This is a genomic window from Bradyrhizobium sp. SZCCT0153 (genome assembly GCF_018129995.1).
Taxonomy (GTDB): Bacteria; Pseudomonadota; Alphaproteobacteria; order Rhizobiales; family Xanthobacteraceae; genus Bradyrhizobium; species Bradyrhizobium japonicum_G.
The window spans coordinates 43,706-70,448 of record NZ_JAFCKS010000013.1; the positions used below are offsets into that span (position 1 = coordinate 43,706).

Below are 26,743 nucleotides of genomic sequence, written 5' to 3' on the forward strand. Positions count from 1 at the left end.
CTCAAGAACCAGGTGCCGCGACGAGGCGATCGGCCGCGTCGAACACAAAAACATCGTTGGGATCGAGCACGGCGTCGATGGTCTGGCCCGGCTCGAACTCGTGCACGCCGTGCAGCACCGCAACCCAGTTCGATCCGTCGCGGGTCAGATGCACGAAACTCTCCGAACCGGTGATTTCGGTCACCGTCACCGTGGCATGGAAGGCGTGGCGGTCAGTCTCGCCATTGGCGAGCGCGAGCTGATGCGCGCGAAAGCCGACGCGATAGGCGCCGTCGGCCAGCGATGAATAGAGACCGGACGCCGGCGCGGCGATGCCTCCCGCATATTGCACGGAGCCGTTCTTCTTCTCGATGCCGACGAGGTTGAGCGGCGGATCGGAAAACACCTGCGCGACACGCAGGGTCTGCGGACGCCGGTAGACGCTCGGCGTCTCGCCGATCTGGAGCGCCTGCCCCTCCCACATGCACACCGTGTTGCCGCCGAGCAGCAGCGCTTCGGTCGGCTCGGTGGTGGCATAGACGAAGATCGCGCCCGAGGCCTCGAAGATGCGCGGCAGCTCGGTGCGCAGCTCTTCGCGCAGCTTGTAGTCGAGATTGGCGAGCGGCTCGTCGAGCAGCACGAGATCGGCGCCCTTGACCAGCGCGCGCGCCATCGCGGTGCGCTGCTGCTGGCCGCCGGAAAGCTGAAGCGGCGTGCGCTTGAGGAACGGCTCGAGCCTGAGCAGCCGGGCGGCCTCGGCGACGCGCTTCTCGATCTCCTCGCGCGGCTTGCCCTGCACGCGCAAGGGCGAGGCGATGTTCTCGTAGACGCTCAGGGAGGGGTAATTGATGAACTGCTGATAGACCATCGCGACCGAGCGCTGGCGCACGTCGACACCGGTGACGTCCTTGCCGTTGACCAGCAGCTTGCCCGTGGTCGGCTTGTCGAGCCCGGCGAGCAGCCGCATGATCGAGGTCTTGCCCGACAGCGTCGGCCCGAGCAGCACGTTGAGCGTCCCGCTCTCGAGCGTCAGCGAGACGTCGCGGATGTGCGGGACCCCCTCGACGGTCCGGGTCACATGATCGAGTGTCACGGTCATGGGCGTCCTCCCGCTTCCAGCAGGGGACTTTGCGGCACGGCGTGGGATGCAATCCAGTCGTTCAATGCAGCGATCTCGTCGGCAGATAGTCGCAGGCCGAGCTTGGAACGGCGCCAGACGACGTCCTCGGCGGTGACGGCCCATTCGTTGGCCATGAGATAGCGGACCTCGCGTTCGGTCAGCGTCGCGCCGAAGGCCTGGCCGAGATCGGCGGCGGATTTCGCGTCCCCGAGCAGCTTCACGGCGCGGGTACCGTAGGCGCGGGCGAGGCGCCGCGCATGCTCGTGGCTGAGGAACGGATAGCCGCGCTGAAGCTCGGCGATCAGCCCGTCGACATCGGACACGCCCATGTCGCCGCCGGGGAGCGGCCATTTGCCGGTCCAGCCCTCGCGCGCTTTCGCACTGCGAAGATGAGGCGCGAGCCGCTCCAGCGCTTCCTCGGCGAGGCGGCGATAGGTCGTGATCTTGCCGCCATAGATCGAGAGCAGCGGCACGCCGCCGGGCATGTCGAGCTCGAACACGTAATCGCGTGTAGCGGCCTTGGCCTCGCTGGCGCCATCGTCATAGAGCGGACGCACGCCGGAATAGGTCCAGACCACGTCGCCGGGGGTGACGGGCTTGGCCAGATATTCGCTCGCCGCCGTGCAGAGATACTGGATCTCCTCGGGTGTCGCCTTCACCTTGGCGGGGTCGCCGTCATAGTCGCGGTCGGTGGTGCCGATCAGCGTAAAATCGTCCTGGTACGGGATCACGAAGATGATGCGGCCGTCGGCGTTCTGGAACATGTAGGCGCGATCGTGGTCGTAGAGCTTCTTGACCACGATGTGCGAACCCTGCACCAGCCGCACCTTGGCCTTCGCATTGACGCCGGCGCCGCGGCCGAGCACGTCCTCGACCCAGGGGCCACCGGCATTGATGAGCGCGCGCGCCTGGACCTGCGAACGCGCGCCGGTCAGCGTGTCGACCATGCTGACGGTCCAGACGCCGTCGGATTGCTTGATATCCGTCGCGCGGGTGCGGGTGCGGATCTCGGCGCCCTTGTCGGCGGCATCGCGCGCATTGAGCACGACGAGGCGGGCGTCATCGACGAAGCAGTCGGAATATTCGAAAGCGCGGGTATAGCGATTCGGGATCAGCGGGCGGCCGACCTCGTCGCGCCGCAGATCCACCGAACGGGTCGCAGGCAACAGATGACGGCCACCGATGTGGTCATAGAGGAAGAGGCCGAGCCGGAGCAGCCAAGCCGGGCGGAGGCCGGCATGATGCGGCAAAACGAAACGCAGGGGGCGGATGATGTGGGGTGCGATGCCCCAGAGGATCTCGCGCTCGATCAGCGCCTCGCGGACCAGGCGAAACTCGTAATATTCGAGATAGCGCAGGCCGCCATGCACCAGCTTGGTCGACCAGGACGACGTCCCGCTCGCCAGATCGTTCATTTCGCACAGGAAAACCGTGTTGCCACGGCCCACCGCGTCGCGCGCGATGCCGCAGCCGTTAACACCGCCTCCGATGATGGCGAGGTCGAAAATACGCTCCAACAGACGCATCCCCCGGCGACCACTCGTTCCGTCGAGTGGTTACTTTCGTTTTTGATTAGATCACACCGCAAAACGAAAGCAAGATGAAAGAGAGACGAACGGAAGCGAAAGCGGAACTTTTTATTGGGCAGCTCGGCGCAAAAAATGAGCAGGGTCCGACCGCAATCCGAGAAGCAATATCACTCTTGAATAGCCATCTAGGGCAAATATAGTCATAATAGTCATATTGGTTCTATCTGTCATGACCGACCACAACACATCACCCGACGCACCGCCGACTGACACCTGGACGCTAGCCAACGCCAAGGCGCGGCTGTCCGAGGTGATCGACCGTGCCCAAAGCGGGCCCCAGATCATCACCCGTCACGGCAAGCCCAATGCCGTGATCGTTTCCGCCGAGGAATGGGCACGCAAGTCCGCCCGCAAAGGCACGCTCGCCGAATTCCTGCTGGCTTCGCCGCTGCGCGGCGCCGACCTCGAACCTGAACGCGTGCACGACGCGCCGCGCGACGAGATACCGTGAACCTGCTGCTCGACACCAACGTATTGTCGGAGGTTCAGCGGCCAGCGCCGTCGCCTAAAGTCTTGGCGTGGCTCGATACGATCGATGAGGACCGTGCGTTCATCAGCGTGGCTTCGATCGCCGAGCTGCGCCGCGGCATCGCGTTGCTGGAGGACGGCCGTCGCCGCGCAGCACTTGCCGCCTGGCTCGCCCTCGATCTGCCGGAGCGCTTTGCCGATCGCATCCTGCCGATCGACCGCGCGGTGGCCGAGCGCTGCGGAGACCTGATGGCTCAGAGCCGCAGGAGCGGCATCGCGCTGTCCGTCATGGATGGCTTCTTCGCCGCCACCGCGCTCGCAAACAACATCACGCTCGTCACGCGCAATGTGAAGGATTTTGCGGCATTCGGCGTAACGCTGCTCAACCCGTGGGACGACCCATAGTCCTACCTCAGCCGCACCACCGGCGCCGATTCGGGTGCTGCATCCTGCGCATCGGCCTGAGTCTCATCGATATCCCCCGCTGCCTTCGGCATCGCCGCCATCACCTCGATGCCCTTGCTGTGGCAGATGGTGGCGAGGCGCTCGGGCAGTTCCTGGTCGGTGACGAAGGTCTGGATCTGGCTGATATGGGCGATGCGCACCGGCGCGCTGCGCCGAAGCTTCGTCGAGTCCGCAACCAGCATGACGCTGCGGGCGTTGGCGATGATGGCCTGCGCCACCTGCACCTCGCGATAGTCGAAGTCGAGCAGCGCGCCCTCCTCGTCGATCGCGGACGCGCCGATGATGGCGTAGTCGACCTTGAACTGTCCGATCAATTGCGTCGCGGTCGAGCCGACCACGGCGCCGTCGGCGCGCCGCACCGTGCCGCCGGCGACCACCACCTCGATGCGGGGATGGCGGTAGAGCAGCATCGCGACATTGAGGTTGTTGGTGATGACGAGGAGATCCTCGTGCGAGGTCAAGGCGCTTGCGACCTCCTCCGTCGTGGTGCCGATGTTGATGAACAGCGAGCAGCCGTTCGGGATCAGCGACGCCGCCGCGGCCCCGATCGCCTTCTTCTCGTCGGCGGCGACGAAGCGGCGCGCCTCATAGGCGAGATTCTCGACGCCGGAGGCGATGATGGCGCCGCCATGGATACGGGTCAGCGAGCGGCGCTCGCAGAGATCGTTGAGATCCTTGCGAATGGTTTGCGCCGAAACCTCGAACCGGCGCGCCAGCTCCTCGACCATGACGCGGCCCGAGGCCCGCGCGATGTTGAGGATTTCGGCTTGGCGATGGGTCAGTCCGGTCACGGCGATGGCCTCAAATCAGGAAGCTGCATGGTGCGGCGGTTCGCGCATCCGGTCAATGCGCGCGCCGATCACGGTTAACGGACGAAGCTACTCACCAGGCCATTGCGGCGGCGAGGCGCGCCAGCAGATCCGGATCGTCGAAGGCACTCGCGGACGCGACCGCGCCGGCGGCGACAAGGTCGCCATGGCCGAGGCTCGTCCGGATGCCGATGGTCGGTATCCCCGCCGCAGTGGCCGATTGCACGCCGGTGCGGGAGTCCTCAAAAGCGATCGAGGCGACCGCGCCGGCGCCGACAAAGCGCAGCCCTTCCTGATAGGGCAGCGGGTGCGGTTTGCCGTGCGGCAGCTCGTCGCCGATCACGAGCGCCTTGAAGCGGTGCGCGATGCCGAGGCCGGACAACAGCAGCTCCGCATTGAGCCGCGGGGCGTTGGTCACGGCAACCATGGGAATGCCGGCAATATCGGCTCGGTCGAGCAGCGCCATCAGGCCCGGCAGCGGCTCGATCTGGCCGGCGACGAGCTCGCGGAAAACCTGCTCCTTTTCAGCGAGGATCAAGACGCGCTGCTCCACCGGTTCGTCGGGCAGAAAGCGCTCGCCGATCGCCGCATTGGCAAAGCCTTGCAGCTCCCTGGAGAAGCGCGCGTGATCGAACACGTGGCCGCGAGGACCGAGCACCTGATTGAAGGCCTTCAGGTGCAGCGGGTCGGTGTTGGCCAGCGTGCCGTCGATGTCGAACAGCAACGCTCTGCCCAACGTGTTGATCATGTCCGTACTTTCCCAAATGCGCCGCGCATCGATGCGGAAGACGTATCAATACGGCCTCTGTCGCGCAATGACGCATCCGCATGACGACGATGCGACACTCGACAAAGTCGCGCGCGGCTGCAACACTCCGCGCAAGATCAAAAAGGAGGAAACGATGACGATCAACCGACGCGATCTGGCTCTCTCGACTCTTGCTGTCTCGACTCTTGCCGCCTCAGCTGTTGCGCTCACGACACCGGCGCTGGCGGCCTCGGCGGACGAGGAAGCCGTAGCAAAGAAGGTCGAGACCTTCCGCCTCGCCCAGATCGCGGCCGATCCCAAGGCGCTCGGCGCGCTCTGCGCCGACGAGGTGAGCTATAGCCATTCCAGCGGCAAGGTCGAGGACAAGGCGACCTTCGTCACCAACGCCACCGACGGCAAGTCAAAATTCCTGTCGATCGAATACAAGGACCCGACCATCAAGGTCGTCGGCCCCGCCGCGATCGTGCGCTTCCACTGGGTGGCGGAACAGGAGATGGCGGCCGATGGGAAGAAAGTGCCGACCAACCTCCACATCCTGATGAACTGGCAGAAGCAGGGCGACGACTGGAAGCTGTTGTCGCGGTCGGCGACGAAGTTGTGATCGACGGTGTCGTTCCGGGACGCGCCGAAAGGCGCGGGCCCGGAATGACCAGCGAAACTACGCCGCTTCCCTCACATCGCCGTTAACCAGTTTGCGGGCGGCGCGCTCCGCTTCGCGGGCGTTGCGGAAGAGCTGGCCTTCGAGGCGATTGAACTGGTGGGACGAGGCGAAGAAGCAGTAGCCGCCCTGACCGCGAACGACGATACCCGCGGTCTGTGAATTGACTTCGATGATGTAGCTGTCCGGCATGGCCCGTGGATTCCTCAATGCGGGCAAATAACCGGATCTCTGCCCAAAAGTTCCTCAGGCAAATCAGCCGGTTTCCACCCCGAATCGACGTGCAATTGAGTACGCGGAGACCTCATCCGTTTTATGACTGGTTGTTGGCGAAGCCGCGACGCGTTGACTCAGTCGCGCCGCGTTTGGCGTTGCCGCACATCTCCGTGAGATGGGACAGAGCGCCGCGCGCGGTTACGTCGCGATCGGCGGATCGTCTCGGCGGATCGCTTGCGGACGGCCGTCGTCGTCGATCGAGACATAGGTAAAATTGCCGTCGGTCACCAGGATCGGCTGAAGCTCCCGGCGCCGCAGCGCCCAGGCTTCGAGATGCACGGTCATCGAGGTGCGGCCGACGCGTACGAGATTGGCGTAGACGGAGACGAGATCGCCGACATAGACGGCCTTGCGGAAATTCATGGCCTCGATCGCCACCGTCACGGTGCGCGATCGCGCGGCCTTCGATGCGAACACGCCGCCGCCGACATCCATCTGGCTGAGCAACCAGCCGCCAAAGATGTCGCCATTGGCGTTGGTGTCGGCGGGCATCGCCAGCGTGCGGATACAGAGATCGCCGCTCGGTTCGGTGTCGGACCTTTCAGTCATATGGCTCTCACTTGAAATTGTCCCAGCCCGGATCGGACGCAAAGCGTGCGCCGAATCGCTCGGCCAATGCGCGCATGGTGGATACGACATTCTCCACCCCGCGCGTGCGCGCATAATTCAGCGGGCCACCACGGAACGGCGCATAGCCGGTGCCGAAGATCATGGCACCGTCGACCGCATCGGCATCGTCGACGATGCCTTCACGAAGCGCCGCCACGCAGACATTGGACATCGGCAGCACCAGGCGGTCGATCATCTGGTCGGTGACGCGCGGGCCGGTCTCGGGCAGCCGCGCCTTCACCGCCTTGCCGTCGTTCCAGACGTAAAAACCCTTACCGGTCTTACGGCCAAGTTCGCCCCTCGCGACCTTCTCGCGCAGCCAGGATGGGGTCGGCGGCAGGAGATCGCCGAATTTGGTGCGCAGCATGTCGCCGACGTCGAGACAGATGTCGAGCCCGACCTGGTCGGCCAACTCGATCGGCCCCATAGGCATGCCGAACTGTTCGGCGGCGGCGTCGATCAGGCGCTGGTCGGTCTTCTCGTCCAGCATCACCATCGCTTCCAGCATATAAGGCGTCAGCGCGCGGTTGACGAGGAAGCCGGGCGAGCTCTTCACGGGGAGCGGCAGGCGATCGATCGCGCCGACGAATGCGAGTGCCTGCTTCAGCACCTGTGCGTCGTTGCCGTCATGGCTGACGACCTCGACCAGCTGCAGCCGCGACACCGGGTTGAAAAAATGCAGGCCGACGAGGCGCTCCGGCCGCGCCAGCGTCGTGCGCAAATCCTGGAGCGGAATGCTCGAGGTGTTGGTCGCAAGGATCGCGCCCGGCTTCATCCGCGGTTCGAGGCCGGCATAGACCTTCTGCTTCAGTTCGAGCTTTTCCGGCACCGCCTCGATGATCAGATCGGCGTTGCGGACGCCCTCTCCGTCCATGTCCGGCATCAACCGGTCGAGCGCATCGCGCACCTCGGTCGGCCTGCGGATGATCTTGCCATAGAGCTCGGCGGCACGCTTGACCGCGCCCGCGATCGGCTCGGCCTTCATGTCGGCCAGCGACACGCGCAGCCCCTGCCCGGCGCACCAGGCCGCGATGTCGCCGCCCATGGCGCCGGCGCCGATGACGTGGACATGCCTGATCGTGTTGCCGCTACCGGCCGCCTTCTTCATCTGTTCGCGCAGGAAGAAGACGCGGATCAGATTCTGCGCGGTCGGCGTCACCATCAGCTTGGCGAACGAGGCCTGCTCCGCCTTCAGCATCGCGGCCTTGCTGCCGCCATGGGTCTCCCAGAGATCGATCAGCGCGTAAGGCGCCGGATAGCGCTCGCTCGACGCAGCCTTCGCGGCCTGCGAACGCATCCGCTTGGCGAGCAGCCCGCGCACAGGTCCGAAATTGGCCGCGCGCGTGAGCAAGCCCGGACGCACCCGCTTCAGGCGGCCGAACAGGGCATCCTTCACCGCGCCTCGGACGTGGCGCTCCTGCGTCACGGTATCGACTAGGCCGAGCGATTTGGCGCGGCGCGCATCGATGGTGCGGCCGGTCAGCATCAGCGCCATCGACTGGGTCGGATTGACCAGCGCGGTGAAACGCACGGTGCCGCCGAGGCCGGGATGCAGGCCGAGCATCACCTCCGGAAAGCCGAACCGCGCGCCGTCGACGGCGATGCGCGACTGGCAGGCCAGCGCGACCTCGAGCCCGCCGCCGAGGCAAAAGCCGTGGATCACCGCGACCGTCGGCAGCTTCAGCGCCTCCAGATGATCGATCACCGCATGCGCGGCGCGGATGCGCGTCTCCACCATCTCGGGATCGGATGCGCCGCGGAATTCGTTGACGTCGGCCCCCGCAATGAAGCCGGAGGGTTTTGCCGAGCGGATCACGAGGCCGGCGGGACGCTCGGTCTCGATGGCCGCAAGCACGGCGTCGAACTCCTCCATCACGTCGGAGGAGAGCGTGTTGGCGCTGGCGTCGGCGCGGTCAAACAGCAGCCAGGCGACGCCGTCGGCATCGCGCGTCAGCTTGAAGTGCTTGAAGGCACCGTCTGCCGCCGGCGGCGGCCCGAGCTCCAGCACGCGGTCGCCGAGCGCGGTCATGATCTTCGAATCCATGGTCACACCGCCTCGATCAGCATGGCGCCGCCGAGCCCGCCGCCGATACATTCGGTGGCAACACCACGCCGCGTGCCGAGCCGCTTCATCGCATTGACCAGATGCAGCACGATACGGTTGCCGGAGGTGCCGACGGGATGGCCGAGCGAGATGGCGCCGCCATCGACGTTGAGCTTGTCACGATCGATCTCGCCGGCGGCGCCGTCGAGCTTCAAAATCTCGCGGCAGAATTTGTCGTCGTTCCAGGCGGCGAGGCAGCCGAGCACTTGCGTGGCAAAAGCCTCGTTCAGCTCCCAGGTCTCGACGTCCTGAACCGAGAGGCCGTTGCGCTGGAGCATCGGCGTCGCCGACATCACGGGACCAAGCCCCATGATGGAAGGATCGAGCGCAGCCCAGTTGCTGTCGACGATGGCAGCCTTCGGCGTCAGCTTGTGCTTTGCGACCGCTGCGTCCGAGGCGAGGATCACCCAGGAGGCGCCGTCGGTGATTTGCGAGGAGTTGCCGGCGGTGACCTGGCCCCAGGGACGCTCGAACACCGGCCGCAGTCTTGCGAGCGTCTCGGCCGTCGAGTCCGGACGCACACCATCGTCATGGTCGAAGAATTTGCCGTCGCGGGTGAACGCGGTCTCGACCTCGCCCTTCAGGAAACCCGCGCCTTGCGCATGCGCGAGCCGGCGATGGCTCTCGGCGGCATAGGCGTCGGACTGCGCGCGGGTGATGCCGAAGAGATGGCCGACGACCTCTGCGGTTTGCCCCATGTTCAGTTCGGTGATGGGATCGGTCAGCCCGCGCTCGAGGCCGATGATCGGCTTGAGATAGCGTGGGCGCAGCTTGAAGGCCGCGGCAAGCTTCGCGGCCACGCCCTTGGCCGTGGCGAGGCCGGCGAACCAGCGCACGCCGGAATTCGGCCAGACCAGCGGCGCGTGGCTGAGCGCCTCGGTGCCGCCGGCGAGGATCATGTCGGCATGGCCTTCGCGGATGTAGCGGTAGGCGGTGTCGATCGACTGCATGCCGGAGCCGCAATTGATCTGCACGGTGAAGGCGACCAAGTCCTCGCCCATGCCGAGCCGCAGCGCCGCGACGCGGGCCGGATTCATCTCGTCCGCGATCACGTTGACGCAGCCGAGGATGACCTGGTCGAAATCATCAGGAGAAAACGGCTGCCGCGCCAGCAACGGCCGGCCGCATTGCACGGCCAGATCGACCGGCGTGAACGGTCCCGGCCCCGAACGCGCCTTCAGAAACGGCGTCCGGCTGCCGTCGACGATGAAAACCGGTCGTGCCATCAGCTCGCCGCCCTCTGCTCACCGAGTTCCTGGAAGAACTGATGCACGTCGCCGGTTTTCTTGTAAATCGGCGACAGCGCCTCCGGCGCAAAATCGTCGACCTCGATCACTTTTGCGACGGCTTCGCGGGCCGCTGCAAGCTGCTCGCCTTCGGCCTGCGTGATCACGCCCTTGGCGACCGCCTCCTTCCAATCGCTCAAATGCGCCGCGCGCATGCGTTTGGCGATCGCATCGGTTCCGACAGCCAGCTTGAACGCGCGCTCGAGCCGGGCAAAGCCGCCGTCGTCATCGACATGGGCCAGATCCGGCGTAAGGCGCTCGCGCGCAGCCGAAGGCTCTAGCACGATGCCTGCACATTGGTGCACGACGCGGTCGGAGGGGCCGAGCACGCGGGCGCCGAACGGCTGAACCACGAGCTTGAGGAAGATCGCGACAAAGCGGTTGGGCAGGTTGGCGAGAATCTCGGCAAGCCGGTTCTCGATGGTCTTGAAGCCGGTCGCCATGCACCATTCCAGCGCGGCAAAATCCTCCTTCTGCCGCCCTTCGTCCTGCCAGCGCTTTAGCGCGGCGGAGAGCAGATAGAGCTCGGAGAGAATGTCGCCGAAGCGCGCCGAGAGCATCTCCTTGCGCTTCAGTGCGCCGCCGAGCGTGAGCAATGCCATGTCGGCACAGAGCGCAAATGCCGCCGAATAGCGCGCGAGCTGGCGATAGAACGGCGTCGCGTCGCCGGCATCCGGCGCCAGCGCAAACGCGCCAAACGTCCAGCTCCGGCCGAAGGCGCGGAGCAGCGTCTGAAAACTATGGCTGACATGTTTCCAGAACGCCTTGTCGAAGGCGGCGAGCCCGCGCTCGTGGTCGGTGTCGGCGAGCGCGTTCATCTCTTCGAGGAGATAAGGATGCGCGCGGATGGCACCCTGCCCGAACACGATGAGGTTGCGGGTGAGGATGTTGGCGCCTTCCACGGTGATGCCGACCGGCACGGCGCGGTGCAGATTGCCGAGATAGTTTTGCGGACCGTCAATCACGGCCTTGCCGCCATGGATGTCCATGGCGTCGTCGACCGCCGTCCGCATCCGCTCGGTCGCATGCAGCTTCATGATGCCGGAGATGACGGCGGGATGGACGCCGGCATTGAGCGCCGCGCAGGTCAGCCGGCGCGCCGCGTCGAGCTGATAGGCGGTCGCGACGATGCGCGCGAGCGGCTCCTCGACGCCTTCGAATTTGGAGATCGAGATACCGAACTGCTCGCGGATGCGGGCATAGGCGCCGGTGGTGCGGGCAGCGTAGGCGGCACCGGCGGCGGACAGCGACGGCAGCGAGATGCCGCGGCCGGCGGCGAGCGCCGTCATCAGCATCTTCCAGCCCTGACCGAGGCGCTCTTGGCCGCCGATGACGTAATCGAGTGGAATGAAGACGTCGCGGCCCCAGTTCGGGCCGTTCTGGAAGACCTGCATCGACGGCAGGTGGCGTTTGCCGATCTCGACGCCGGGCAGGTTGGTCGGGATCAGCGCCACGCTGATGCCGAGCTCGTGCTGGCTTCCGACCAGATGATCGGGATCATAGGCCTTGAAGGCAAGGCCGAGCAGCGTCGCGACGGGACCGAGCGTGATGTAGCGCTTGTGCCAGTTGAGCTTGAGACCCAGCACCTCGCGGCCTTCGAAGGTGCCCTTGCAGATGATGCCGGTGTCGATCATCGAGGCGGCGTCGGAGCCGGCCTCGGGGCTGGTGAGGCCGAAGCAGGGAATGTCGCGGCCGTCGGCCAGCCGCGGCAGCCAGCGTTCCTGCTGCTCCTTGGTGCCGAAGCGCATCAGGAGTTCGCCGGGCCCGAGCGAGTTCGGCACCATCACGGTGACGGCCGCGGCGATCGAGCGGGTCGAGATCTTGCGCACCACTTCCGAATGCGCATAGGGCGAGAAGCCGAGGCCGCCGTACTCCTTCGGAATGATCATGCCGAAGAACTTTTCGCGCTTGACGAAGTGCCAGACATCGGGCGGCAGGTCTCGCCATTCCCAAAAGATCTTCCACTCGTCGAGCATGGCGCAGAGCTCGTCGACGGGGCCGTTCAGGAAAGCCCGCTCCTCGTCCGTCAGCGTTGCCTGCGGGACCTTCAGCAGCTTCGACCAGTCGGGATTGCCGGTGAAGAGGTCGGCGTCCCACCAGACGTCACCGGCCTCCAGTGCCTCGCGCTCGGTATCCGACATCGCCGGCAGCACGCCGCGCGCCCAGGAGAAGATCGGCTTTGTGATGGTGTCGCGGCGGAAGCTCATGGCGGACCTCATGCATCGGCGCGGTTTCGGGCATTTTAGCTGAAAGTGGCCGGCGGGGGTGAACACTTCACCCGCAAAATTGACGCGGCCGGGCGGCCGCCCAGGGCCATAACGGCCGGGGCGTGGTGGCAGTTCCGGGAGGGGGAATGGAGGAGATGGCTCCACATCGTCATTCCGGGGCGCGCCGTCAGGCGCGAGCCCGGAATCCATACTCACGATCGTGGCTGTGGATTCCGGACTCGACGCTACGCGTCGCCCCGGAATGACGTGTGGAGAGAGCGGTGGCGCGGCCTTAATCCGGCCGAACCATCTCGAACATGTTTTCCGGCTTGATCTCGAAATAATCGCCGCGGCGGCCGGCCCGGACGATCGGGCGGGCGGCGGCGGTCTGGTAGACGCCGTCCTTGATCATGGCCTTGTCGATGTGGACGGCGACGACCTCGCCGAGCGTCAGCCAGGCATCGGCTTCCCTGCCGTCGGCGCCCTTGAGCCGGACGATGTCGGACACCTTGCACTCGAAGGCGACGGGGCTCTCGCCGACCCGCGGCACGTTGACGAGCCTGCCGGGCACGGCGGTCAGGCCCGCGATCTCGAACTCGTCGACCTCGGGCCCGACGTGGGCCGCAGTGGCGTTCATGTGCCTGGCGAGATCCATCGTCGCAAGATTCCAGACGAACTCGCCGGTCTGCTGGATGTTCTCGACCGAGTCCTTCCAGTTGGTGGAGGAGAAGCCGATGATCGGCGGCACGTAAGCGAAGGCGTTGAAGAAGCTGTAGGGCGCCAGATTGACGTGGCCCTTGCTGTCCCGGGAGGAGATCCAGCCGATCGGACGCGGCGCGATGATGGCGTTGAAGGGATCGTGCTTGAGGCCGTGGCCCTGGGCGGGCTCGTAAAAATAGAGGTCTTTGTCGGTCACGCGCTGTTTCCTTCTCGTCATTGAGAGCGCAGCGCCCGCAATGACGGAGCTTGTTGATCCGTCCTGGCCCGCCACCAGCCCGTCATTCCGGGGCCGTCGGCCTGCTTATAGGGGAAAATCCAGCGCCCGTCAGCGGCGCGGCGACAGACCCGCGATGACGAAATCGATCATCTGGTCAATGGTCGGGCCCGGCTTGGTGGCGCACTGGGCGATCATCTGGGGGTGGAAGAAGCGCATCATCGCGGTGCTGGCGCACAGCGCGGACAGTTGCAGGTCGGGCACCTCGAACTCGCCGGAGGCCACGCCTTGCGCGATCATCTGGCCGATCATTCCGGCGATACATTCCATATGGGCCACACAGACGTCCCAGTCCTCCTGCATGGCGATCTCGACCATCTCATGCAGCTTGTTGTCGCCGACATAGCGCTCGGTGTTCATGCGATGAACGGTGGTCAGCAGTTCGCGGAAGCGCTCCAGCACCGGCCCGGACCTCGCCACGATCCGCTGCGCATCGAGCTCGACCTCGCCCATCAGCGAACGGGCCACCGCTTGATGAATCGCCTTCTTCGATTCGAAGAAGCGATAGACGTTGGCGGGGCTCATCCGCAGTTCTTTGGCGATGTCGCCGACCGTGGTCTTCTGGTAGCCGATCTGGCGAAACAGCCGCTCTGCCACCTCGAGGATACGATCCCGGGTGTCGCCTTCGATATGTTCCGCAACCAGTGTCATTTGTCAGGACTCGTCAATCAGCACTACTTCTCACTTATTCAGCTGCCTCAGCAAGCGGAATTGCGGGATGCTCATCGCTGCCATGCTGCAGCGCGGCAGGCGGCTCGGCAGAACCAGCTTCATCCAGGCTCTTGCGGAACCACAGGGCGTAAAGGCCCGGCAGGTACAGGAGCGTCAGGAAGGTCGCAACGAACAGGCCGCCCATGATGGTGATCGCCATCGGCCCCCAGAACGCCGAGCGCGACAGCGGGATCATCGCGAGGATCGCCGCAAGCGCCGTCAGCACCACCGGACGGGCACGGCGGACGGTCGCCTCCACGATCGCCTCGCGGCGGGTGAGGCCGTGCGAGACGTCGGTCTCGATCTGGTCCACCAGGATCACGGTATTGCGCATGATCATGCCGGCGAGCGCGATCAGGCCGAGCAGCGCCACGAAGCCGAACGGGGCATTGGCGACGTTGAGCCCGAGCGAGGCGCCGACGATGCCGAGCGGCGCGGTCAGGAACACCAGGATCAGGCGCGAGAAGCTCTGGAGCTGGAACATCAGCAGCGTCAGCATCACCATGACCATCAGCGGAAAGAGGATGAAGATCGAGGCGTTGCCCTTGGCCGATTCCTCGAACGCGCCGCCCGCCTCGATGCGGTAGGCCGGCTCGAGGTGATCCTGGATCGCCTTCAGCTTGGGCACGATCTGGCCGGTGACATCAGGCGCCTGCACGCCGTCGACGACGTCGGAGCGAACGGTGATCGCCATGTCGCGGTTACGCCGCCACATGATCGGCTCCTCATGGGAGTATTCGATCTTGGCGATCTGCTGGAGCGGCACGGCAACGCCGCCCCGCGAGGTGATGGTGAGATCGCCGACTGCGCCGAGGTCGAGACGTTCGGACGGGACGGCCCGCGCGACGACGCCGACCTTCTCGATCCCGTCGCGCACGGTCGTGACCTGCGAACCCGAGATCAGCATCGACAGCGCCTGCGAGACGTCCTGCGGCGTCAGGCCCATGGCGCGGGCACGATCCTGGTCGACGACGAGCTTGAGGTAAGGCGATTGCTCGTTCCAGTCGAGCTGGACGTCCTTGACGCTCTTGTTCTGGCGCATGACGTCGCGGACCTGGTAGGCGATCTCGCGCACCTTGTTGGCGTCGGGGCCGATCACCCGGAACTGCACGGGGAAGCCGACGGGCGGGCCGAAATTGAAGCGGTCGACGCGCACGCGGGCCTCGTTGAGTGCGCCATCGGCAACGGCGCCTTCAAGCTTGGCCTTGATGCGCTCGCGCGCTTCGACGCCCTTTGCGACGATGACGATTTCGGCAAAAGCCTCGTTCGGAAGCTGCGGATTGAGGCCGAGCCAGAACCGCGGCGAGCCCTGCCCGACATAGGCCGTGTAGGTCTCGATGTCCTTGTCGTCCTTGAGCAGCGTCTCGGCCTCCTTCACCGCCTTTTCCGTGACGTTGAAGGCGGTGCCTTCAGGCAGGCGCAGCTGGAGGAAAAGCTCGGGCCGCTCCGACAGCGGGAAGAACTGCTGCTGGACGTGGCCGAAGCCGACGATGGAGGCGACGAAGACGCCGACGGTCGCGGCCACCACGGTGATGCGGTGATTGACGCACCATTGCACGATGGCGCGCAGGCCCCGGTACATGCGGGTCTCGTAGACCGCGTGCGGATCGTGATTGTGGTGCACCTTGATGTTGGGCAGCAGCATGACGCCGATATAGGGCGTGAAGATCACCGCCACGAACCAGGACGCGACCAGCGCGATCGCCACGATCCAGAAGATGCTGCCGGCATACTCGCCGACCGCGGAATTGGCAAAGCCGATGGGGAGGAAGCCAGCGGCCGTGACCAGCGTCCCCGTGAGCATCGGAAACGCGGTTGATTCCCAGGCAAAGGACGCCGCGCGCATGCGGTCCCAGCCCTGCTCCATCTTCACCACCATCATCTCGACCGCGATGATGGCGTCATCCACCAGCAGGCCGAGCGCGATGATCAGCGCACCCAGCGTGATGCGATGCAGGTCGAGCGACATCGTGTTCATGACGACGAAGACGATGCCGAGCACCAGCGGCACCGAGAGCGCGACGACGATGCCGGTACGCCAGCCGAGCGCCAGGAACGACACGAACAGCACGATGACGAGGGCTTCCATGAAGGAGTGCACGAACTCGCCGACGGCGTGCTCGACCACCTTGGGCTGGTCGGCGATCAGCTTGACGTCGATGCCCTGCGGCACCGCCTTCATGAATTCAGCCGTCGCCTTCTCGACCTCCTTGCCGAGATCGAGGATGTTGGCGCCCTTGGCGGTGACGACGCCGATGCCGATCGCGGCCTTGCCTTCCTGCCGCACGACGAAGCTCGGCGGATCGACATAGCCGTGGGTGACAGTGGCGATATCGCCGAGGCGGAACACGCGGCCGTTGCTCTCGACCGGGGTCTCGGCCACGGCCTTGGCGCCGTCGAGCGCGCCGGTGACGCGCAACGGCACACGCTGCGACGAGGTCTCGACCGTGCCGGCCGGCGTCACGTTGTTCTGCTTGGCGAGCGAATCGAACAGCGCCTGCGGCGTGATGCCGAGGGTGGCGAGCTTGGCGTGGGAGAATTCGACGAAGATGCGTTCATCCTGGTTGCCGTAGACGTCGACCTTGGTCACGCCGGGCACCTTCAGCAGGCGCTGACGGAAGCCTTCGGAGACCTTCTTGAGCTGGGCATAGTCGGCGCCGTCGCCGGTCATCATGTAGAGGATGGAATCGACGTCGGAGAACTCGTCGTTGACGACCGGTCCGAGAATCCCTGATGGCAACTGGCCCTGCACGTCGACCAGCTTCTTGCGCAGGAGATAGAAGAGATAGGGCACCTCCTTCGGCGGCGTCGAATCGCGGAAGGTGACCTGGAGCGCGGTGAAGCCGGGCTTGGAATAGGTCTGCACCTTCTCGAAGTACGGCAGCTCCTGGATCTTCTTCTCGATGGGATCGGCGACCTGCGCCTGCATTTCCTGCGCGGTCGCGCCCGGCCAGATCACGGAGACGTTGACCACTTTCACCGTGAAGAACGGATCCTCGGCTCGCCCGAGCTTCTGATAGGAGAAGAAGCCGGCGACGCCGAGCATGATCATGAGGAACAGGACCAGCGTCGGATGGCTGACGGCCCAGGCCGAAAGGTTGAAGCGCTTCATCGCACTCTCCAAGGATGATCCGGTTGCAAAAAAACGGCAGCCACTCTGTTCAACCCGTCATCGCGAGGCAGCGAAGCAATCCAGGGGGCTGGGCAGGTTCTGGATCGCTTCGCCGCTTCAGCCCCAGCATTTGCGCTTGGGCCGAAACTCACCTCACACGACGTAACTCGTAAACGAGACTTAAAAGGACAGTGACGACACGATCCGCACCTTCTGGCTCGGATCGAGCTTCTGCACGCCGAGGGCGACGATCCTGGCGCCCTCTTCGACACCGCCGGTGATGACGACGTCGTTGCTCTCGTAGGACTTCACCACGACCGGCTGCAACGTGACCGCGCCGTTGTCGTCGACGACGTAGAAGGACGGCTTGCCGCCTTCGTTGAACAGCGCCGACAGCGGCAGCCGCGCGACGCGCTCGGTGGCGGCATCCGTCAGCGTCAGCGTCGCGGTCATGCCGAGCGACACCTTGTCGTCGGCCTCGGGCAGCGAGAATTTCGCGAGATAGGTGCGCGTGGCGGAATCCGCGGTGGGCGCGATCTCGCGCAGCTTGGCGGTATATTTCTTGCCCGGCTCCGACCAAAGAGTGACGCTGGCGGCGCCCGACTTGGCACGTCCGACCAGCGTCTCAGGGATCGCGACGACCGCTTCCTTCTCGGCAAAGCGGGCGACACGGATCGAGGTCTGGCCTGCGGCAACCACCTGGCCGGGCTCGATCAGCGTTGCGGTGACGACGCCACGGGCGTCGGCGTTGAGCGTCGCGTAGGAAAGGGAATTCTTGGTCAACTCGACCGAGCGCTCGGCCCGGTTCAGGCGCGCACGGGCCTCGTCGGCGGCGGCGCGGCTCGTATCCAGCTGTGCGTCGGTGGTCCAGCCCTTGGCCTTCAGGTCTTTGGCGCGCTGCTCGGCGGCGGCGGCCTGAGCCAGCACGCCGGTCGCGGCGGTCTGCTCGGCGACGGCCTGTTCGGCCTGGAGCTTCAGGTCGACCTCGTCGAGGGTGGCGAGCGGCTGGCCGATCTCGACGGTCTGGCCGACCTCGACCAGACGTTTTGCGACCTTGCCGGCGACCCGGAAGCCGAGATCGCTCTCGATCCGCGGCCTGATGGTGCCGACGAAGCTCCGCTCCGGCGTTTCGGCATCGTAATGGGCGGTTGCGACGAGAACCGGCCGCGGAGGCTCGGCCTTCTCAGCGACGGTGTCATTGCACCCGGTGAGGGCGGCAGCCATCAGCGCCAGCGACACACCGGCCAAGAGTTTGGAATAGCTGGACAAAACTGACCGAACGAACATCGGAGGACACTCCTGCGGCTGCAATGAGAGGAATGTCGACTAATCACTGATGAAAGTCAATAATCGTCAGTCATCAGGAATCTGTGATCGTTAAGGGGTGGTAAGGATTGGGGAGCCTTGTGCTGCTGCTGAAGCTCGAGGGATGCCGGATTTCGCTTCGCTCCATCCGTGCTACGCAGGCGAAATGGTTACCGCCCCTGTCCGGCGAACTCGTGCTTGCTGTCGTGGCCGCCGATGAAGACCAGGATGCCGGCGATCAGGGGCAGCACCGCAAGCACCAAGAGTCCGGTCGAGGTCTGGCCGGTGGCTTCCTTGACCCAGCCGATCAGATAGGGCCCACCGAAGCCGGCGAGGTTGCCGATCGAGTTGATCAGGGCGATGGCGCCGGCGGCGGCCGTCCCGGAGAGCCACGCGGTCGGCAGGGTCCAGAACACACCGAAGCAGCAGAACACGCCGATCGCGGCGACCGTGAGCACGATCATCGTCATGGTGGGATCGGTGAGGTAGCTGGAGACGCCGAGCGCGACGGCGGTGAGCAGCAGCGGCGCACCGACATGCATCACGCGCTCGCGCGTGGCATCGGAATGCCGCGCCCACAGGATCATCGCAATGGTGCCGAACAGATACGGGATCGCGGTGACGAACCCGGTCTGGGCGTTGGTGAGGCCGAACGCCTTGACGATCTGCGGCAGCCAGAACTGCATGCCGTAGAGCGCGCCGACGAAGCCGAAATAGACCAGGCTCAACATGATCACCTTCGGTGAGGAGAGTGCCTCGCCGAGCGACAAATGCTTCACCGCCTGCTTGGCCGCGATCTCGGAATCGAGCTTCGTCTTGAGCCACCCCTTCTGCTCGGCCGAGAGCCAGTCCGCCTTCTCCGGCCTGTCGGTGAGATAGAACCAGGTGACGATGCCGAGCAGCAACGAGGGAATGCCCTCGATGATGAAGAGCCACTGCCAGCCCTTCAGGCCCATCGCGCCGTCGAGCCCGAGCAGCAGGCCCGAGACCGGCGCGCCGATCACGGTGGAGACCGGTACGGCGATGGCGAAGGCCGCAAGGAAGCGGGCGCGATATTCGGCCGGATACCAATAGGTCAGATAGAGGATGATGCCGGGGAAAAAGCCGGCTTCGGCGACGCCGAGCAGGAAGCGCAGGACGTAGAAGCTCGTGACGCCGCTCACCATCGCCATCAGCGCCGAGATGATGCCCCAGGTCACCATGATGCGGGCGATCCAGCGGCTGGCGCCGAACTTCTCCAGCGCCAGATTGCTCGGCACCTCGAAGATGAAATAGCCGATGAAGAAGATGCCGGCGCCCCAGGAGAAGATCAGCGGCGTGAACTTCAGCTCGGCATTCATGGTCAGCGCGGCGAAGCCGAGATTGACGCGGTCGAGATAGGAGAAGAAGTAGGCCAGCACCAGAAACGGAATCAGGCGCCAGGAGATGGCGCGAATGGTCGAGGTCTCGACTTCCGACTTGGCTGCGCCGGCGGAACCGGCATAGGTCGTGGTCTGGCTCATGGCTTCCCCCAGGGTTGTTGCTTTTATGGGCTGATCCGGGGTTTTGAGCATCACCGCGAAAGAGTCAATGGAGCAAGCAATGCACGAGGCGCAACCGGTCAAAGCGATTGCGCCTCTTCGGACATCGCTCATCCGCGCCACTCTGGCGCTGGTCGTGATCGCCCGCGGATTGTCGTTGCGCTGGTGCTTTCCGCTCGGCCTTTCGTGGTGAAGTACGGCGGCTCGCTGCTGTGGGCGACCATGATGTTTCTGCTGGTCGTGGTTTTACTGCCGCGGATGTCACGGGCGCAGGTCGCAGCCATCGCCGCAACGATCGCGGTCGTGGTCGAATTTCCTTGGCGGCCCGCCTTCACTCCCCCAGCTGAAACCGTTCGAAGCGGTCGAGCTCTTCCTCGATCCCGCGCTTGAGCTCCTTGCGCCCCGCGGTCTTCTTGCCCTGCCCGACCCAGGTCCATTTCTGCATCAACAGCTTTTTCGCCTGCCGGTCGGTCTTGAGGTCCAGCGCGGCGACGATCTCGTCGCCGACCAGCACGGGGAGCGCGAAATAGCCGAGCTTGCGCTTGGCTTTCGGCACATAGGCCTCGAACAAATGATTGTAGCCGAAAATGAGGTTGGTGCGCTTGCGCTGGATGATCAGCGGATCGAACGGCGACAGGATGTGGACGAGATCGGGCGACGCGCGCTCGCCCGGCTCCAGCGCGGCCGGCTGTGCCCAATGCTCCTGCTTGCCGGCGCCGTCGATGGCGGCAGGCACGAGCTCGCCGCGGCGGACGCGCGCGGCGATCAGGCCGGCCACCGCCTTCTTGCGCGGCGCGTCGAGATGGCAGACCGAATCGAGGCTCACCACGCCCTGCGAACGCAGCGCGCGGTCGAGCAGATAGGCCGTAATGTCCCTGGTCGAGGCCGGCTTCGGCAGCTCGTCCCAGCCGAAATGTCGCGTCATCAGCTCATAGGTCTTGAGCATGCCCTGGCGCTCGCTGATGGTCACGGCACCGGTGTAGAAGGCGAGCTGCAATGCGCGCTTCGAGGGCTTTCGGCTCTGCCAGAGATGCTCCTTCTCGGTGAGCACGTCGTCCTCGATGTCGCGGATCGTCAGCGGGCCGGCGCGCACCAGCCGCATCACCTTGCGCATGTCGGCCGGCTTCACCGAGGCGAACCATTTGTGCCCTTCGCGGCGGTGCTCGCGCATCGCCGGCAGGAAGAAGCGGAAATCGCCGGCCGGCACGTAGGACAGCGCATGGGTCCAATATTCAAAGACGCTTCTGTCGACGCTCTGGGCGTGGCGCAAATCGGCACGGCGGTAGGACGGGATGCGGCTGAACAGGATGTGGTGGTGGCTGCGCTCGATGACATTGATGGTGTCGATCTGCACATAGCCGAGATGGGCGACCGCATCCGCGACCGCGCGCGCCCCTTCGCCGAACGGCGCGCGCTCATCCAGCCGCTGGGCGTGCAGCCAGATCTGCCGGGCCTGTGTCGTGGTGAGCGGGAGCGGTTTGGGCGCGCGTGACATTGCAAGGAGCAATGTAGCGGGATTCGCGCCCGGGAAAAGCAGACGCCGCAGCGGCGCCCCAGGAAAAACCGCGCTGCCGTCTGCTGACAGCGCGGCCGGATGGTGCGCGCTTCGCGCCTACTTCATCATCATCGCCTTCTGCGACTTCATGTAGTGCATGCAGGCGCCCTTCATCTTGCCATTGCTCATGTCCATGTTGGCCATGGCCATTTCCTTGTTCGCCGCCATCTTGGCCGGCGTGTCGGGGGTGCCACCCATCATGGCGGCGGACTTCATCATGTTGTCCTTGGTGCACGCCATCATCGCGGCGGATGCGGGGGACAGTGAAAGGGTGAACGCGACAAAGGCTGCGGCCGTGAGCAAGATCTTCATGGAAAAGTCTCCTCCGTAAGACGAAACCGGCGTCATGCCGGCCTCGCAATTACGTATTCCCCGGCGGAGACGTTTCGTGGAGAAGATGATTTTCTTGCTGCGGTGCGAAGGCGGAGGATGTCAGCGACCATCCTTCGGCGCCTGGGACCGGTCGCCGACGCTGCCTGTCGCGACGTCCGGTTCGCACGAGGCCCTGCCCCGCCCCTCCGCCTGGCAGCGAAAGACGTTGCCGGTCAGGCGGTCGACCAGCCACATGTTCTCCTCGGTCGGCCCTTCAAGGCCGACATAGCGGGGAGGTCAACCCCGTGATCAGGGTCGACAGCAGGATCGCCACCGCGATCATGGCAGCGCCGATATAGATGGGCATTGAGCTCAGGAACAATGTCCGATCCGGCGGGCCGCTGCGGTAGAACTGGTAATCACCTGGCCTCGGCACTGGATGGAACTCGGCTCCCCTCATTTGCGCTTGTCCGATACAGCGACCTGCTAGGCGTGCATCTGGCCGAAAAATTGTCCGCAGACAGGCCATGACGCGACGGCTTTGCGACGATCGGTGAGCACGGGTTTCCGCATGTGAACCGGGCTTGGCAGTCCGGGCGGCACCACGCGCTGCGATCCTCAGTGATCTCGATCACGCCAGCCCTGAAGCGGCTCGAACCCGCGCCGGCATGGATACGACGAACTTCTCCTGGCGCGATTCCCGGCGCGATCGCGCTCACCCTTGCGGTGCCCCGCAGAATGGCCCGTCATGAACCCGAAACCCACCAAATGCACCAGGATGGCCCCGGACGCCTTCGTTTTCCACCGTGACAAGGATCACACCAGGCCATTTGAACCTGCCCTATGCTCGCAGCATCAAATCGACATCAGGCGTAACAGCGAGGATACGACAATGACCCGTTTTATTGAGTTTTTTGGACTGAAGGCGACTACCCTCTCGGCAGTGCTGTCGATGACGGCGGGCCTGGCCCTGGCCGGCGACAACAACGTCTCCACGAACCAGATCCTGGATGCGCTGAAGCCGAAACCGGCGACCCGCGGCCTGTCCGCCGGTCCGCAGGCCGATCCGGCGGTGCAGGCAAAGGAATCGACGTTTCTGAACACCGTGCGCAACCGCTCGACCCGGTCGCTCTCGATGGGCGAGCGCGAGCAGATCGCCGAGCTTGCGGCGACCAAGCCGAAGATCGATCTGGAAATCCAGTTCGACTACAACTCGGCTGACATCGCCAAGACCTCGGTTTCGTCGGTGCAGGCGCTCGGAAAGGCGCTGTCCGACCCGTCGCTCAAGGGCTCGACCTTCGTGGTCGCCGGCCACACCGATGCAGTCGGCACCGAAGAGTATAATCAGGGCCTCTCGGAACGTCGCGCCGACACCATCAAGAAGTACCTGGTCCAGAACTACGGCCTCACCGGCACCGATCTCGTCACCGTCGGCTACGGCAAGACCAAGCTGAAGGACACCGCGAACGGCGCCGATCCGATCAATCGCCGCGTCCAGGTCGTGAACATGGACACCAAGACCGCGTCGAAGTGATCCACGAGCGATCGGCCCACGAAACACGCCGCCTGCCATGACCGTGGCAGGCGGCGAACTCATATCCAGCTCTGGAACAGCATCAGCCGATTGAACATCTGCATCGACGTGCCGATAAAGGCCGCCGAGATCGGCAGCATGACCGCAAAGCCGATCGCGGCGATGCCGACGTAGACCCACAGCAGCCAGCGCGGCAGACCGTCTCTTCGCAGCACGTAGACGAGCGCGAGCGACGCCAGTGTCGCAGCGGGCAGATAGTAGTAGATGAAGCTGAGCGCGCGCGGCAGCAACGCCCAGGCGAGCCAGGAACCGAAATAGAACGCCGCGATCAGGAACGCGTCCCAGCGGCGGGTCACGACGAAATCGCGCAGCACGAGAACGAGCGCGGGTAGCGCCGCCCACAGTACCAGGGGATTGCCGAGCAAGACGATCGCCGAGACATTGTCCTCCGCAATCTTGTCGAACAGGAACCACACCGGGCGCGCGAGCAACGGCCAGGATGGCCACGCGCTCATATAGGTGTGGCCGGCGATCGCGGTGGTGGTGTTGTCGGCGAAGATGCGTCGCTGCGCCTCGATCAGGTCCGGCAGCGACACGCCGTAGAGCGGCACGAAGGCGGCAAGATATGTCATCGCCGGCAGGACGGCGAAGCAGAGCACGACATGGGGCGCCCGAAAATCGGGCCAGAGATCCGGCCGATACCAATCGCCCGGCCTCGCATCCGCAAACGACGTGCGCCAGCCCTGCAACAGGCGGATCGCCGCGACGATGACGATGCAGATTCCAAGCGGAAACAAGCCGCTCCATTTGCAGGCCGCGGCACAGCCGAACAGGCTGCCCGCCAGCGCGAATAACGCATGCGGGCGGTGCTTGCGAAAACCGTGCATGAAGGCGGCAATCGCAAGCAGGCCGAGGCCCAGCGCAAAAATGTCGAGCATCGCGATGCGTGCCTGCACGTAGAGCATCTGGTCGACCGCCGCGATCAGTGCGGCGGCGATCGCGGGCCCTTGCGCGGAGAACAACGCAAGGCCGCACAGATAAATCGCGACGATGGCGAGCGCGCCGAACAATGTCGCCGGATAGCGCCAGCCGAACGCGTTATCGCCAAAGGCCGCGATCGATACCGCGATCAATTCCTTGGCGAGCGGCGGATGCATCGGATTGAGCATCGGTTGCGACATCGCCGGCGCCAGCATCTGCCGCGCGGCGGGCACGTAATGCACCTCGTCGAAGACGAACTTCTCGGGCGTCGCGAGACCGATCAGCAGCGCAAGATGCGCAACCAGGAAAATCACGACAGCGATCACTGCGCTCCGCGACACTTTCGGAACCGCAGGCAATTCAAGCGGCAGCTGTAGGGACGTTTTGCGTGGCAAATCTGCTTCACCGCGGAGAAAAACAAGTCTGGCTCTTTTCATTGAACGCATTCCGCCGCAACTGTCACTAAGCATAACGCACGTCTCGCGCCGCTTGTGATAATTTCGCCACATCAGAAGCGCGCGCGATCCGGTACGATCAGGGACACATCGATCGGTTGCGAGATGAATTTGCGTTTCTGGCTTTTCTCCATGCTGTCGTCGGTCGCCTTGTGCGCAGCGCCTTGCGCGCAGGCGCAGACGCGCGTCGGTGAAGCCGTCGTGATCCAGAACGAGGTGGTGCGCGTGGCCGCGACCACCACGCCTATCAATGTCGGCGACAGCATGCTGCGCGACGAGACCGTGCGCACCGGCGCCGAAAGCGCCGCGCGCTTCGTCATGGCCGACAGCACCAATCTGTCGCTCGGGCCTGGCGCCACGCTCAAGCTCGACCGCACCGTTTTCAACGACGAGCACAGCTATCGCGACGTCGCGATCCGCATGACGACGGGCACATTCCGGTTCGTTACGGGACATTCGGAAAAGACCGCCTACAAGATCACGACGCCGCTCGCGACCATCGGCGTGCGCGGCACCACGCTCGACATCCTGTCCCAGCGCGGGCGCTCCGTCGTCGTGCTGCAGGATGGCGCCGCCAGCGTCTGCACGCTGAACTTCCAGTGCGTGCAGCTCACCCAGCCCGGCGACACCGCGATCATCACGTCCACCGGCGGCAAGGTCAGCATCACCAAGGCCAATACGCCGCCCTGGACCTTCGCCGCAACCTGCGCCGCGAACGCCGGGCTGTGCGCGGTCAACCAATATGCCGACGCCTCGCCAACCATCACGCCCGCCGTCCACGACGACGGCATGCTGTGCGGACGGTGATGATGGCGATAGTCCGCGTCCGACACTTGCTTCGTGCTGCTCTGCTCGCTGCGATCTGCGCCATCACGCTCACGATGGCCGTTGCACCAGCATGCGCCCAGTCACCGACGCCGAGCCCCAGTCCATCGCCATCCCCCTCGCCGACCCCGAGCCCGACGCCGACCGGCGCCGATTCCAGCGGCAGCTCGATCGGCGGCCTCGCCGACCAGCGCTTCAACCAGATGATCACCAACCGGGTGCTCGGCACGGTGCTGCTCGGCGTCAACGAGCAGGTCAATTGCAGCGACTGCATCAGCGCATTCGGCTCGGCCGGCTCGTTCTCGGCCGGCATCCATGGCCGCAAGGAGCTCACCAAAAATCTGTCGCTGCTCGCCGGCATCGCCTACACGCAGTACAGCGAGGGCGGCTACAACATCACCAGCGCGCCGATCGGCGCGTTCGCGCTGCGCTACAACTTCACCGACTGGGGCTCGTCGCGCCCGTTCTTCGACATCGGCACGATCCTGACGCCGTGGGAGAAGGCCCGCTACACCCGCAGCTACAACACCAGCCTCGGCCCGGTGAGCGTCACGAGCTCGACCAACGCCGCGAATTACGCCGTCTACGGCCGCGCCGGCTGGATGAGCCGTGTGTCGCCGCGCGACGAGGTCGCCGCCTCGATCGAGATCTGGCAACTCTGGCAGCGCGTCTCCGGCTATGCCGACAGCGTGGTGGCGTTCAATCCGTTCGATGCCAGCATCGCGACCGGCACCGACCGCACCAGTCTGGTCAAGATCGGCGGGCAGTGGACGCATCTCTTCGGCGGCAACGTCGAGGCCAACATCAATGGCGGCTGGGTGCAGTCGTTCGCCGGCCACAGCGGCATCGTCGCCACCGTGACTGGCGACGGCACGGTGGTTCCGACCATGGGCAATCAGGGCTGGTTCGAATATGGCGGCCGGCTCGGTTTCCGCGTGCAAAAGGGCTGGATCGTGGATCTCTTCGCCAACGGCACGCTCGGCCCGCAGCCGGTCGGCAACACGATCCACGGCGGCGTGGGGCTGCGCATCAATTACTAGCGGCGAGCACAGTCTCCGCAGGGTGGGCAAACGAAGCGTGCCCACCAACTCTCGCAATCG

The 26,743-nt window shown here is 65.0% G+C and carries 24 protein-coding genes and 1 pseudogene; 7 read left to right on the forward strand and 18 right to left on the reverse strand.

Features of this window, described 5'->3' with window-relative positions:
• Position 1: 1 nt before the first annotated feature.
• Both JQ572_RS32805 and glpD read right to left on the reverse strand, forming a co-directional pair.
• The gene (locus tag JQ572_RS32805) at positions 2 to 1,078 is read right to left on the reverse strand and encodes an ABC transporter ATP-binding protein (protein WP_211386975.1); all 1,077 of its coding nucleotides are present in this window, start codon (positions 1,076 to 1,078) and stop codon (positions 2 to 4) included.
• Positions 1,075 to 2,625, reverse strand: a complete 1,551-nt coding sequence (gene glpD / locus JQ572_RS32810) for a glycerol-3-phosphate dehydrogenase (RefSeq protein ID WP_211386976.1) — start codon at positions 2,623 to 2,625, stop codon at positions 1,075 to 1,077. The genes JQ572_RS32805 and glpD overlap by 4 nt, the downstream gene beginning before the upstream one ends.
• 232 nt (positions 2,626 to 2,857) lie before the next feature.
• Here glpD and JQ572_RS32815 point away from each other — a divergent pair, with 232 nt between their 5' ends.
• Both JQ572_RS32815 and JQ572_RS32820 read left to right on the forward strand, forming a co-directional pair.
• Positions 2,858 to 3,139, forward strand: coding sequence for a type II toxin-antitoxin system Phd/YefM family antitoxin (locus tag JQ572_RS32815; protein WP_211386977.1), 282 nt, complete (start codon positions 2,858 to 2,860; stop codon positions 3,137 to 3,139).
• Positions 3,136 to 3,561 carry a type II toxin-antitoxin system VapC family toxin gene (locus JQ572_RS32820; protein ID WP_211386978.1) on the forward strand — a complete coding sequence of 142 codons (426 nt, stop codon included), beginning with the start codon at positions 3,136 to 3,138 and terminating at the stop codon, positions 3,559 to 3,561. Before JQ572_RS32815 ends, JQ572_RS32820 begins: the two co-directional genes overlap by 4 nt.
• A gap of 2 nt (positions 3,562 to 3,563) precedes the next feature.
• Here the strand turns inward: JQ572_RS32820 and JQ572_RS32825 are convergent, their stop codons facing one another.
• Both JQ572_RS32825 and JQ572_RS32830 read right to left on the reverse strand, forming a co-directional pair.
• A complete protein-coding gene (locus JQ572_RS32825; RefSeq protein ID WP_211386979.1) occupies positions 3,564 to 4,412 on the reverse strand; it encodes a DeoR/GlpR family DNA-binding transcription regulator in 849 nt (282 codons plus the stop codon).
• A gap of 91 nt (positions 4,413 to 4,503) precedes the next feature.
• Positions 4,504 to 5,178, reverse strand: coding sequence for an HAD family hydrolase (locus tag JQ572_RS32830; protein WP_211386980.1), 675 nt, complete (start codon positions 5,176 to 5,178; stop codon positions 4,504 to 4,506).
• Between the two features lie 154 nt (positions 5,179 to 5,332).
• Between JQ572_RS32830 and JQ572_RS32835 the strand changes: the two genes are divergently transcribed.
• Positions 5,333 to 5,800, forward strand: coding sequence for a nuclear transport factor 2 family protein (locus JQ572_RS32835; RefSeq protein WP_211386981.1), 468 nt, complete (start codon positions 5,333 to 5,335; stop codon positions 5,798 to 5,800).
• Between the two features lie 57 nt (positions 5,801 to 5,857).
• Here the strand turns inward: JQ572_RS32835 and JQ572_RS32840 are convergent, their stop codons facing one another.
• From JQ572_RS32840 to JQ572_RS32885, 10 genes are all read right to left on the reverse strand, one after another.
• A complete protein-coding gene (locus JQ572_RS32840; RefSeq protein ID WP_015688044.1) occupies positions 5,858 to 6,049 on the reverse strand; it encodes a hypothetical protein in 192 nt (63 codons plus the stop codon).
• 222 nt (positions 6,050 to 6,271) lie between these two features.
• Positions 6,272 to 6,682, reverse strand: coding sequence for an acyl-CoA thioesterase (locus JQ572_RS32845; RefSeq protein ID WP_211386982.1), 411 nt, complete (start codon positions 6,680 to 6,682; stop codon positions 6,272 to 6,274).
• 7 nt (positions 6,683 to 6,689) lie between these two features.
• Positions 6,690 to 8,786 (reverse strand): 3-hydroxyacyl-CoA dehydrogenase NAD-binding domain-containing protein, encoded by a 2,097-nt coding sequence (locus JQ572_RS32850; protein WP_211386983.1) that lies wholly within the window; start codon positions 8,784 to 8,786, stop codon positions 6,690 to 6,692.
• Positions 8,787 to 8,788: 2 nt separating this feature from the next.
• Positions 8,789 to 10,072 (reverse strand): acetyl-CoA C-acetyltransferase, encoded by a 1,284-nt coding sequence (locus tag JQ572_RS32855; RefSeq protein ID WP_211386984.1) that lies wholly within the window; start codon positions 10,070 to 10,072, stop codon positions 8,789 to 8,791.
• Complete coding sequence (locus tag JQ572_RS32860; RefSeq protein ID WP_211386985.1) at positions 10,072 to 12,339, reverse strand: acyl-CoA dehydrogenase; 2,268 nt, start codon at positions 12,337 to 12,339, stop codon at positions 10,072 to 10,074. Before JQ572_RS32860 ends, JQ572_RS32855 begins: the two co-directional genes overlap by 1 nt.
• Before the next feature lie 292 nt (positions 12,340 to 12,631).
• On the reverse strand, positions 12,632 to 13,255 hold the full coding sequence (locus tag JQ572_RS32865; RefSeq protein ID WP_211386986.1) for a flavin reductase family protein: 624 nt from the start codon (positions 13,253 to 13,255) through the stop codon (positions 12,632 to 12,634).
• Positions 13,256 to 13,384: 129 nt separating this feature from the next.
• Positions 13,385 to 13,984 (reverse strand): TetR/AcrR family transcriptional regulator, encoded by a 600-nt coding sequence (locus tag JQ572_RS32870; protein ID WP_211386987.1) that lies wholly within the window; start codon positions 13,982 to 13,984, stop codon positions 13,385 to 13,387.
• 34 nt (positions 13,985 to 14,018) lie between these two features.
• Positions 14,019 to 17,156: an efflux RND transporter permease subunit gene (locus JQ572_RS32875; RefSeq protein WP_211386988.1), complete on the reverse strand. Its 3,138-nt coding sequence runs from the start codon at positions 17,154 to 17,156 to the stop codon at positions 14,019 to 14,021.
• A 180-nt stretch (positions 17,157 to 17,336) separates the two neighbouring features.
• Positions 17,337 to 18,443, reverse strand: a complete 1,107-nt coding sequence (locus JQ572_RS32880) for an efflux RND transporter periplasmic adaptor subunit (RefSeq protein WP_211386989.1) — start codon at positions 18,441 to 18,443, stop codon at positions 17,337 to 17,339.
• Between the two features lie 188 nt (positions 18,444 to 18,631).
• Positions 18,632 to 19,963 (reverse strand): MFS transporter, encoded by a 1,332-nt coding sequence (locus tag JQ572_RS32885; RefSeq protein ID WP_211386990.1) that lies wholly within the window; start codon positions 19,961 to 19,963, stop codon positions 18,632 to 18,634.
• A gap of 243 nt (positions 19,964 to 20,206) precedes the next feature.
• Here JQ572_RS32885 and JQ572_RS35475 point away from each other — a divergent pair, with 243 nt between their 5' ends.
• Complete coding sequence (locus tag JQ572_RS35475; RefSeq protein ID WP_349643123.1) at positions 20,207 to 20,371, forward strand: hypothetical protein; 165 nt, start codon at positions 20,207 to 20,209, stop codon at positions 20,369 to 20,371.
• Here the strand turns inward: JQ572_RS35475 and JQ572_RS32890 are convergent.
• From JQ572_RS32890 to JQ572_RS35235, 3 genes and pseudogenes are all read right to left on the reverse strand, one after another.
• Positions 20,313 to 21,476 (reverse strand): winged helix-turn-helix domain-containing protein, encoded by a 1,164-nt coding sequence (locus JQ572_RS32890; protein WP_211386991.1) that lies wholly within the window; start codon positions 21,474 to 21,476, stop codon positions 20,313 to 20,315. The two genes, JQ572_RS35475 and JQ572_RS32890, sit on opposite strands and share 59 nt — an antisense overlap.
• A 117-nt stretch (positions 21,477 to 21,593) precedes the next feature.
• On the reverse strand, positions 21,594 to 21,848 hold the full coding sequence (locus JQ572_RS32895; protein ID WP_211386992.1) for a hypothetical protein: 255 nt from the start codon (positions 21,846 to 21,848) through the stop codon (positions 21,594 to 21,596).
• 120 nt (positions 21,849 to 21,968) lie between these two features.
• Positions 21,969 to 22,215: pseudogene (locus JQ572_RS35235) on the reverse strand (hypothetical protein).
• A 525-nt stretch (positions 22,216 to 22,740) separates the two neighbouring features.
• Between JQ572_RS35235 and JQ572_RS32900 the strand changes: the two are divergent.
• Positions 22,741 to 23,382 (forward strand): OmpA family protein, encoded by a 642-nt coding sequence (locus JQ572_RS32900; RefSeq protein ID WP_211386993.1) that lies wholly within the window; start codon positions 22,741 to 22,743, stop codon positions 23,380 to 23,382.
• A 59-nt stretch (positions 23,383 to 23,441) separates the two neighbouring features.
• On the opposite strand, the gene JQ572_RS32905 is transcribed toward JQ572_RS32900, so the two are convergent.
• A complete protein-coding gene (locus tag JQ572_RS32905) occupies positions 23,442 to 24,872 on the reverse strand; it encodes a phospholipid carrier-dependent glycosyltransferase (protein ID WP_211386994.1) in 1,431 nt (476 codons plus the stop codon).
• A gap of 51 nt (positions 24,873 to 24,923) precedes the next feature.
• On the opposite strand from JQ572_RS32905, the gene JQ572_RS32910 reads away from it, so the two are divergent.
• On the forward strand, positions 24,924 to 25,625 hold the full coding sequence (locus JQ572_RS32910) for a FecR family protein (protein ID WP_211386995.1): 702 nt from the start codon (positions 24,924 to 24,926) through the stop codon (positions 25,623 to 25,625).
• A gap of 2 nt (positions 25,626 to 25,627) precedes the next feature.
• Positions 25,628 to 26,683 (forward strand): hypothetical protein, encoded by a 1,056-nt coding sequence (locus tag JQ572_RS32915; RefSeq protein WP_211386996.1) that lies wholly within the window; start codon positions 25,628 to 25,630, stop codon positions 26,681 to 26,683.
• Positions 26,684 to 26,743: the final 60 nt, after the last annotated feature.

Coding starts and splice junctions, on each gene's coding strand:
- JQ572_RS35475 (WP_349643123.1), top strand. CDS start 20,207: ATGTTTCTGCTGGTCGTGGTTTTACTGCCGCGGATGTCACGGGCGCAG.
- JQ572_RS32850 (WP_211386983.1), bottom strand. CDS start 8,786: ATGGATTCGAAGATCATGACCGCGCTCGGCGACCGCGTGCTGGAGCTC.
- JQ572_RS32830 (WP_211386980.1), bottom strand. CDS start 5,178: ATGATCAACACGTTGGGCAGAGCGTTGCTGTTCGACATCGACGGCACG.
- JQ572_RS32895 (WP_211386992.1), bottom strand. CDS start 21,848: ATGAAGATCTTGCTCACGGCCGCAGCCTTTGTCGCGTTCACCCTTTCA.
- JQ572_RS32915 (WP_211386996.1), top strand. CDS start 25,628: ATGGCGATAGTCCGCGTCCGACACTTGCTTCGTGCTGCTCTGCTCGCT.
- JQ572_RS32905 (WP_211386994.1), bottom strand. CDS start 24,872: ATGTGGCGAAATTATCACAAGCGGCGCGAGACGTGCGTTATGCTTAGT.
- JQ572_RS32840 (WP_015688044.1), bottom strand. CDS start 6,049: ATGCCGGACAGCTACATCATCGAAGTCAATTCACAGACCGCGGGTATC.
- JQ572_RS32805 (WP_211386975.1), bottom strand. CDS start 1,078: ATGACCGTGACACTCGATCATGTGACCCGGACCGTCGAGGGGGTCCCG.
- JQ572_RS32900 (WP_211386993.1), top strand. CDS start 22,741: ATGACCCGTTTTATTGAGTTTTTTGGACTGAAGGCGACTACCCTCTCG.
- JQ572_RS32870 (WP_211386987.1), bottom strand. CDS start 13,984: ATGACACTGGTTGCGGAACATATCGAAGGCGACACCCGGGATCGTATC.
- JQ572_RS32845 (WP_211386982.1), bottom strand. CDS start 6,682: ATGACTGAAAGGTCCGACACCGAACCGAGCGGCGATCTCTGTATCCGC.
- JQ572_RS32885 (WP_211386990.1), bottom strand. CDS start 19,963: ATGAGCCAGACCACGACCTATGCCGGTTCCGCCGGCGCAGCCAAGTCG.
- JQ572_RS32890 (WP_211386991.1), bottom strand. CDS start 21,476: ATGTCACGCGCGCCCAAACCGCTCCCGCTCACCACGACACAGGCCCGG.
- JQ572_RS32875 (WP_211386988.1), bottom strand. CDS start 17,156: ATGAAGCGCTTCAACCTTTCGGCCTGGGCCGTCAGCCATCCGACGCTG.
- JQ572_RS32910 (WP_211386995.1), top strand. CDS start 24,924: ATGAATTTGCGTTTCTGGCTTTTCTCCATGCTGTCGTCGGTCGCCTTG.
- JQ572_RS32880 (WP_211386989.1), bottom strand. CDS start 18,443: ATGTTCGTTCGGTCAGTTTTGTCCAGCTATTCCAAACTCTTGGCCGGT.
- JQ572_RS32835 (WP_211386981.1), top strand. CDS start 5,333: ATGACGATCAACCGACGCGATCTGGCTCTCTCGACTCTTGCTGTCTCG.
- glpD (WP_211386976.1), bottom strand. CDS start 2,625: ATGCGTCTGTTGGAGCGTATTTTCGACCTCGCCATCATCGGAGGCGGT.
- JQ572_RS32855 (WP_211386984.1), bottom strand. CDS start 10,072: ATGGCACGACCGGTTTTCATCGTCGACGGCAGCCGGACGCCGTTTCTG.
- JQ572_RS32860 (WP_211386985.1), bottom strand. CDS start 12,339: ATGAGCTTCCGCCGCGACACCATCACAAAGCCGATCTTCTCCTGGGCG.
- JQ572_RS32815 (WP_211386977.1), top strand. CDS start 2,858: ATGACCGACCACAACACATCACCCGACGCACCGCCGACTGACACCTGG.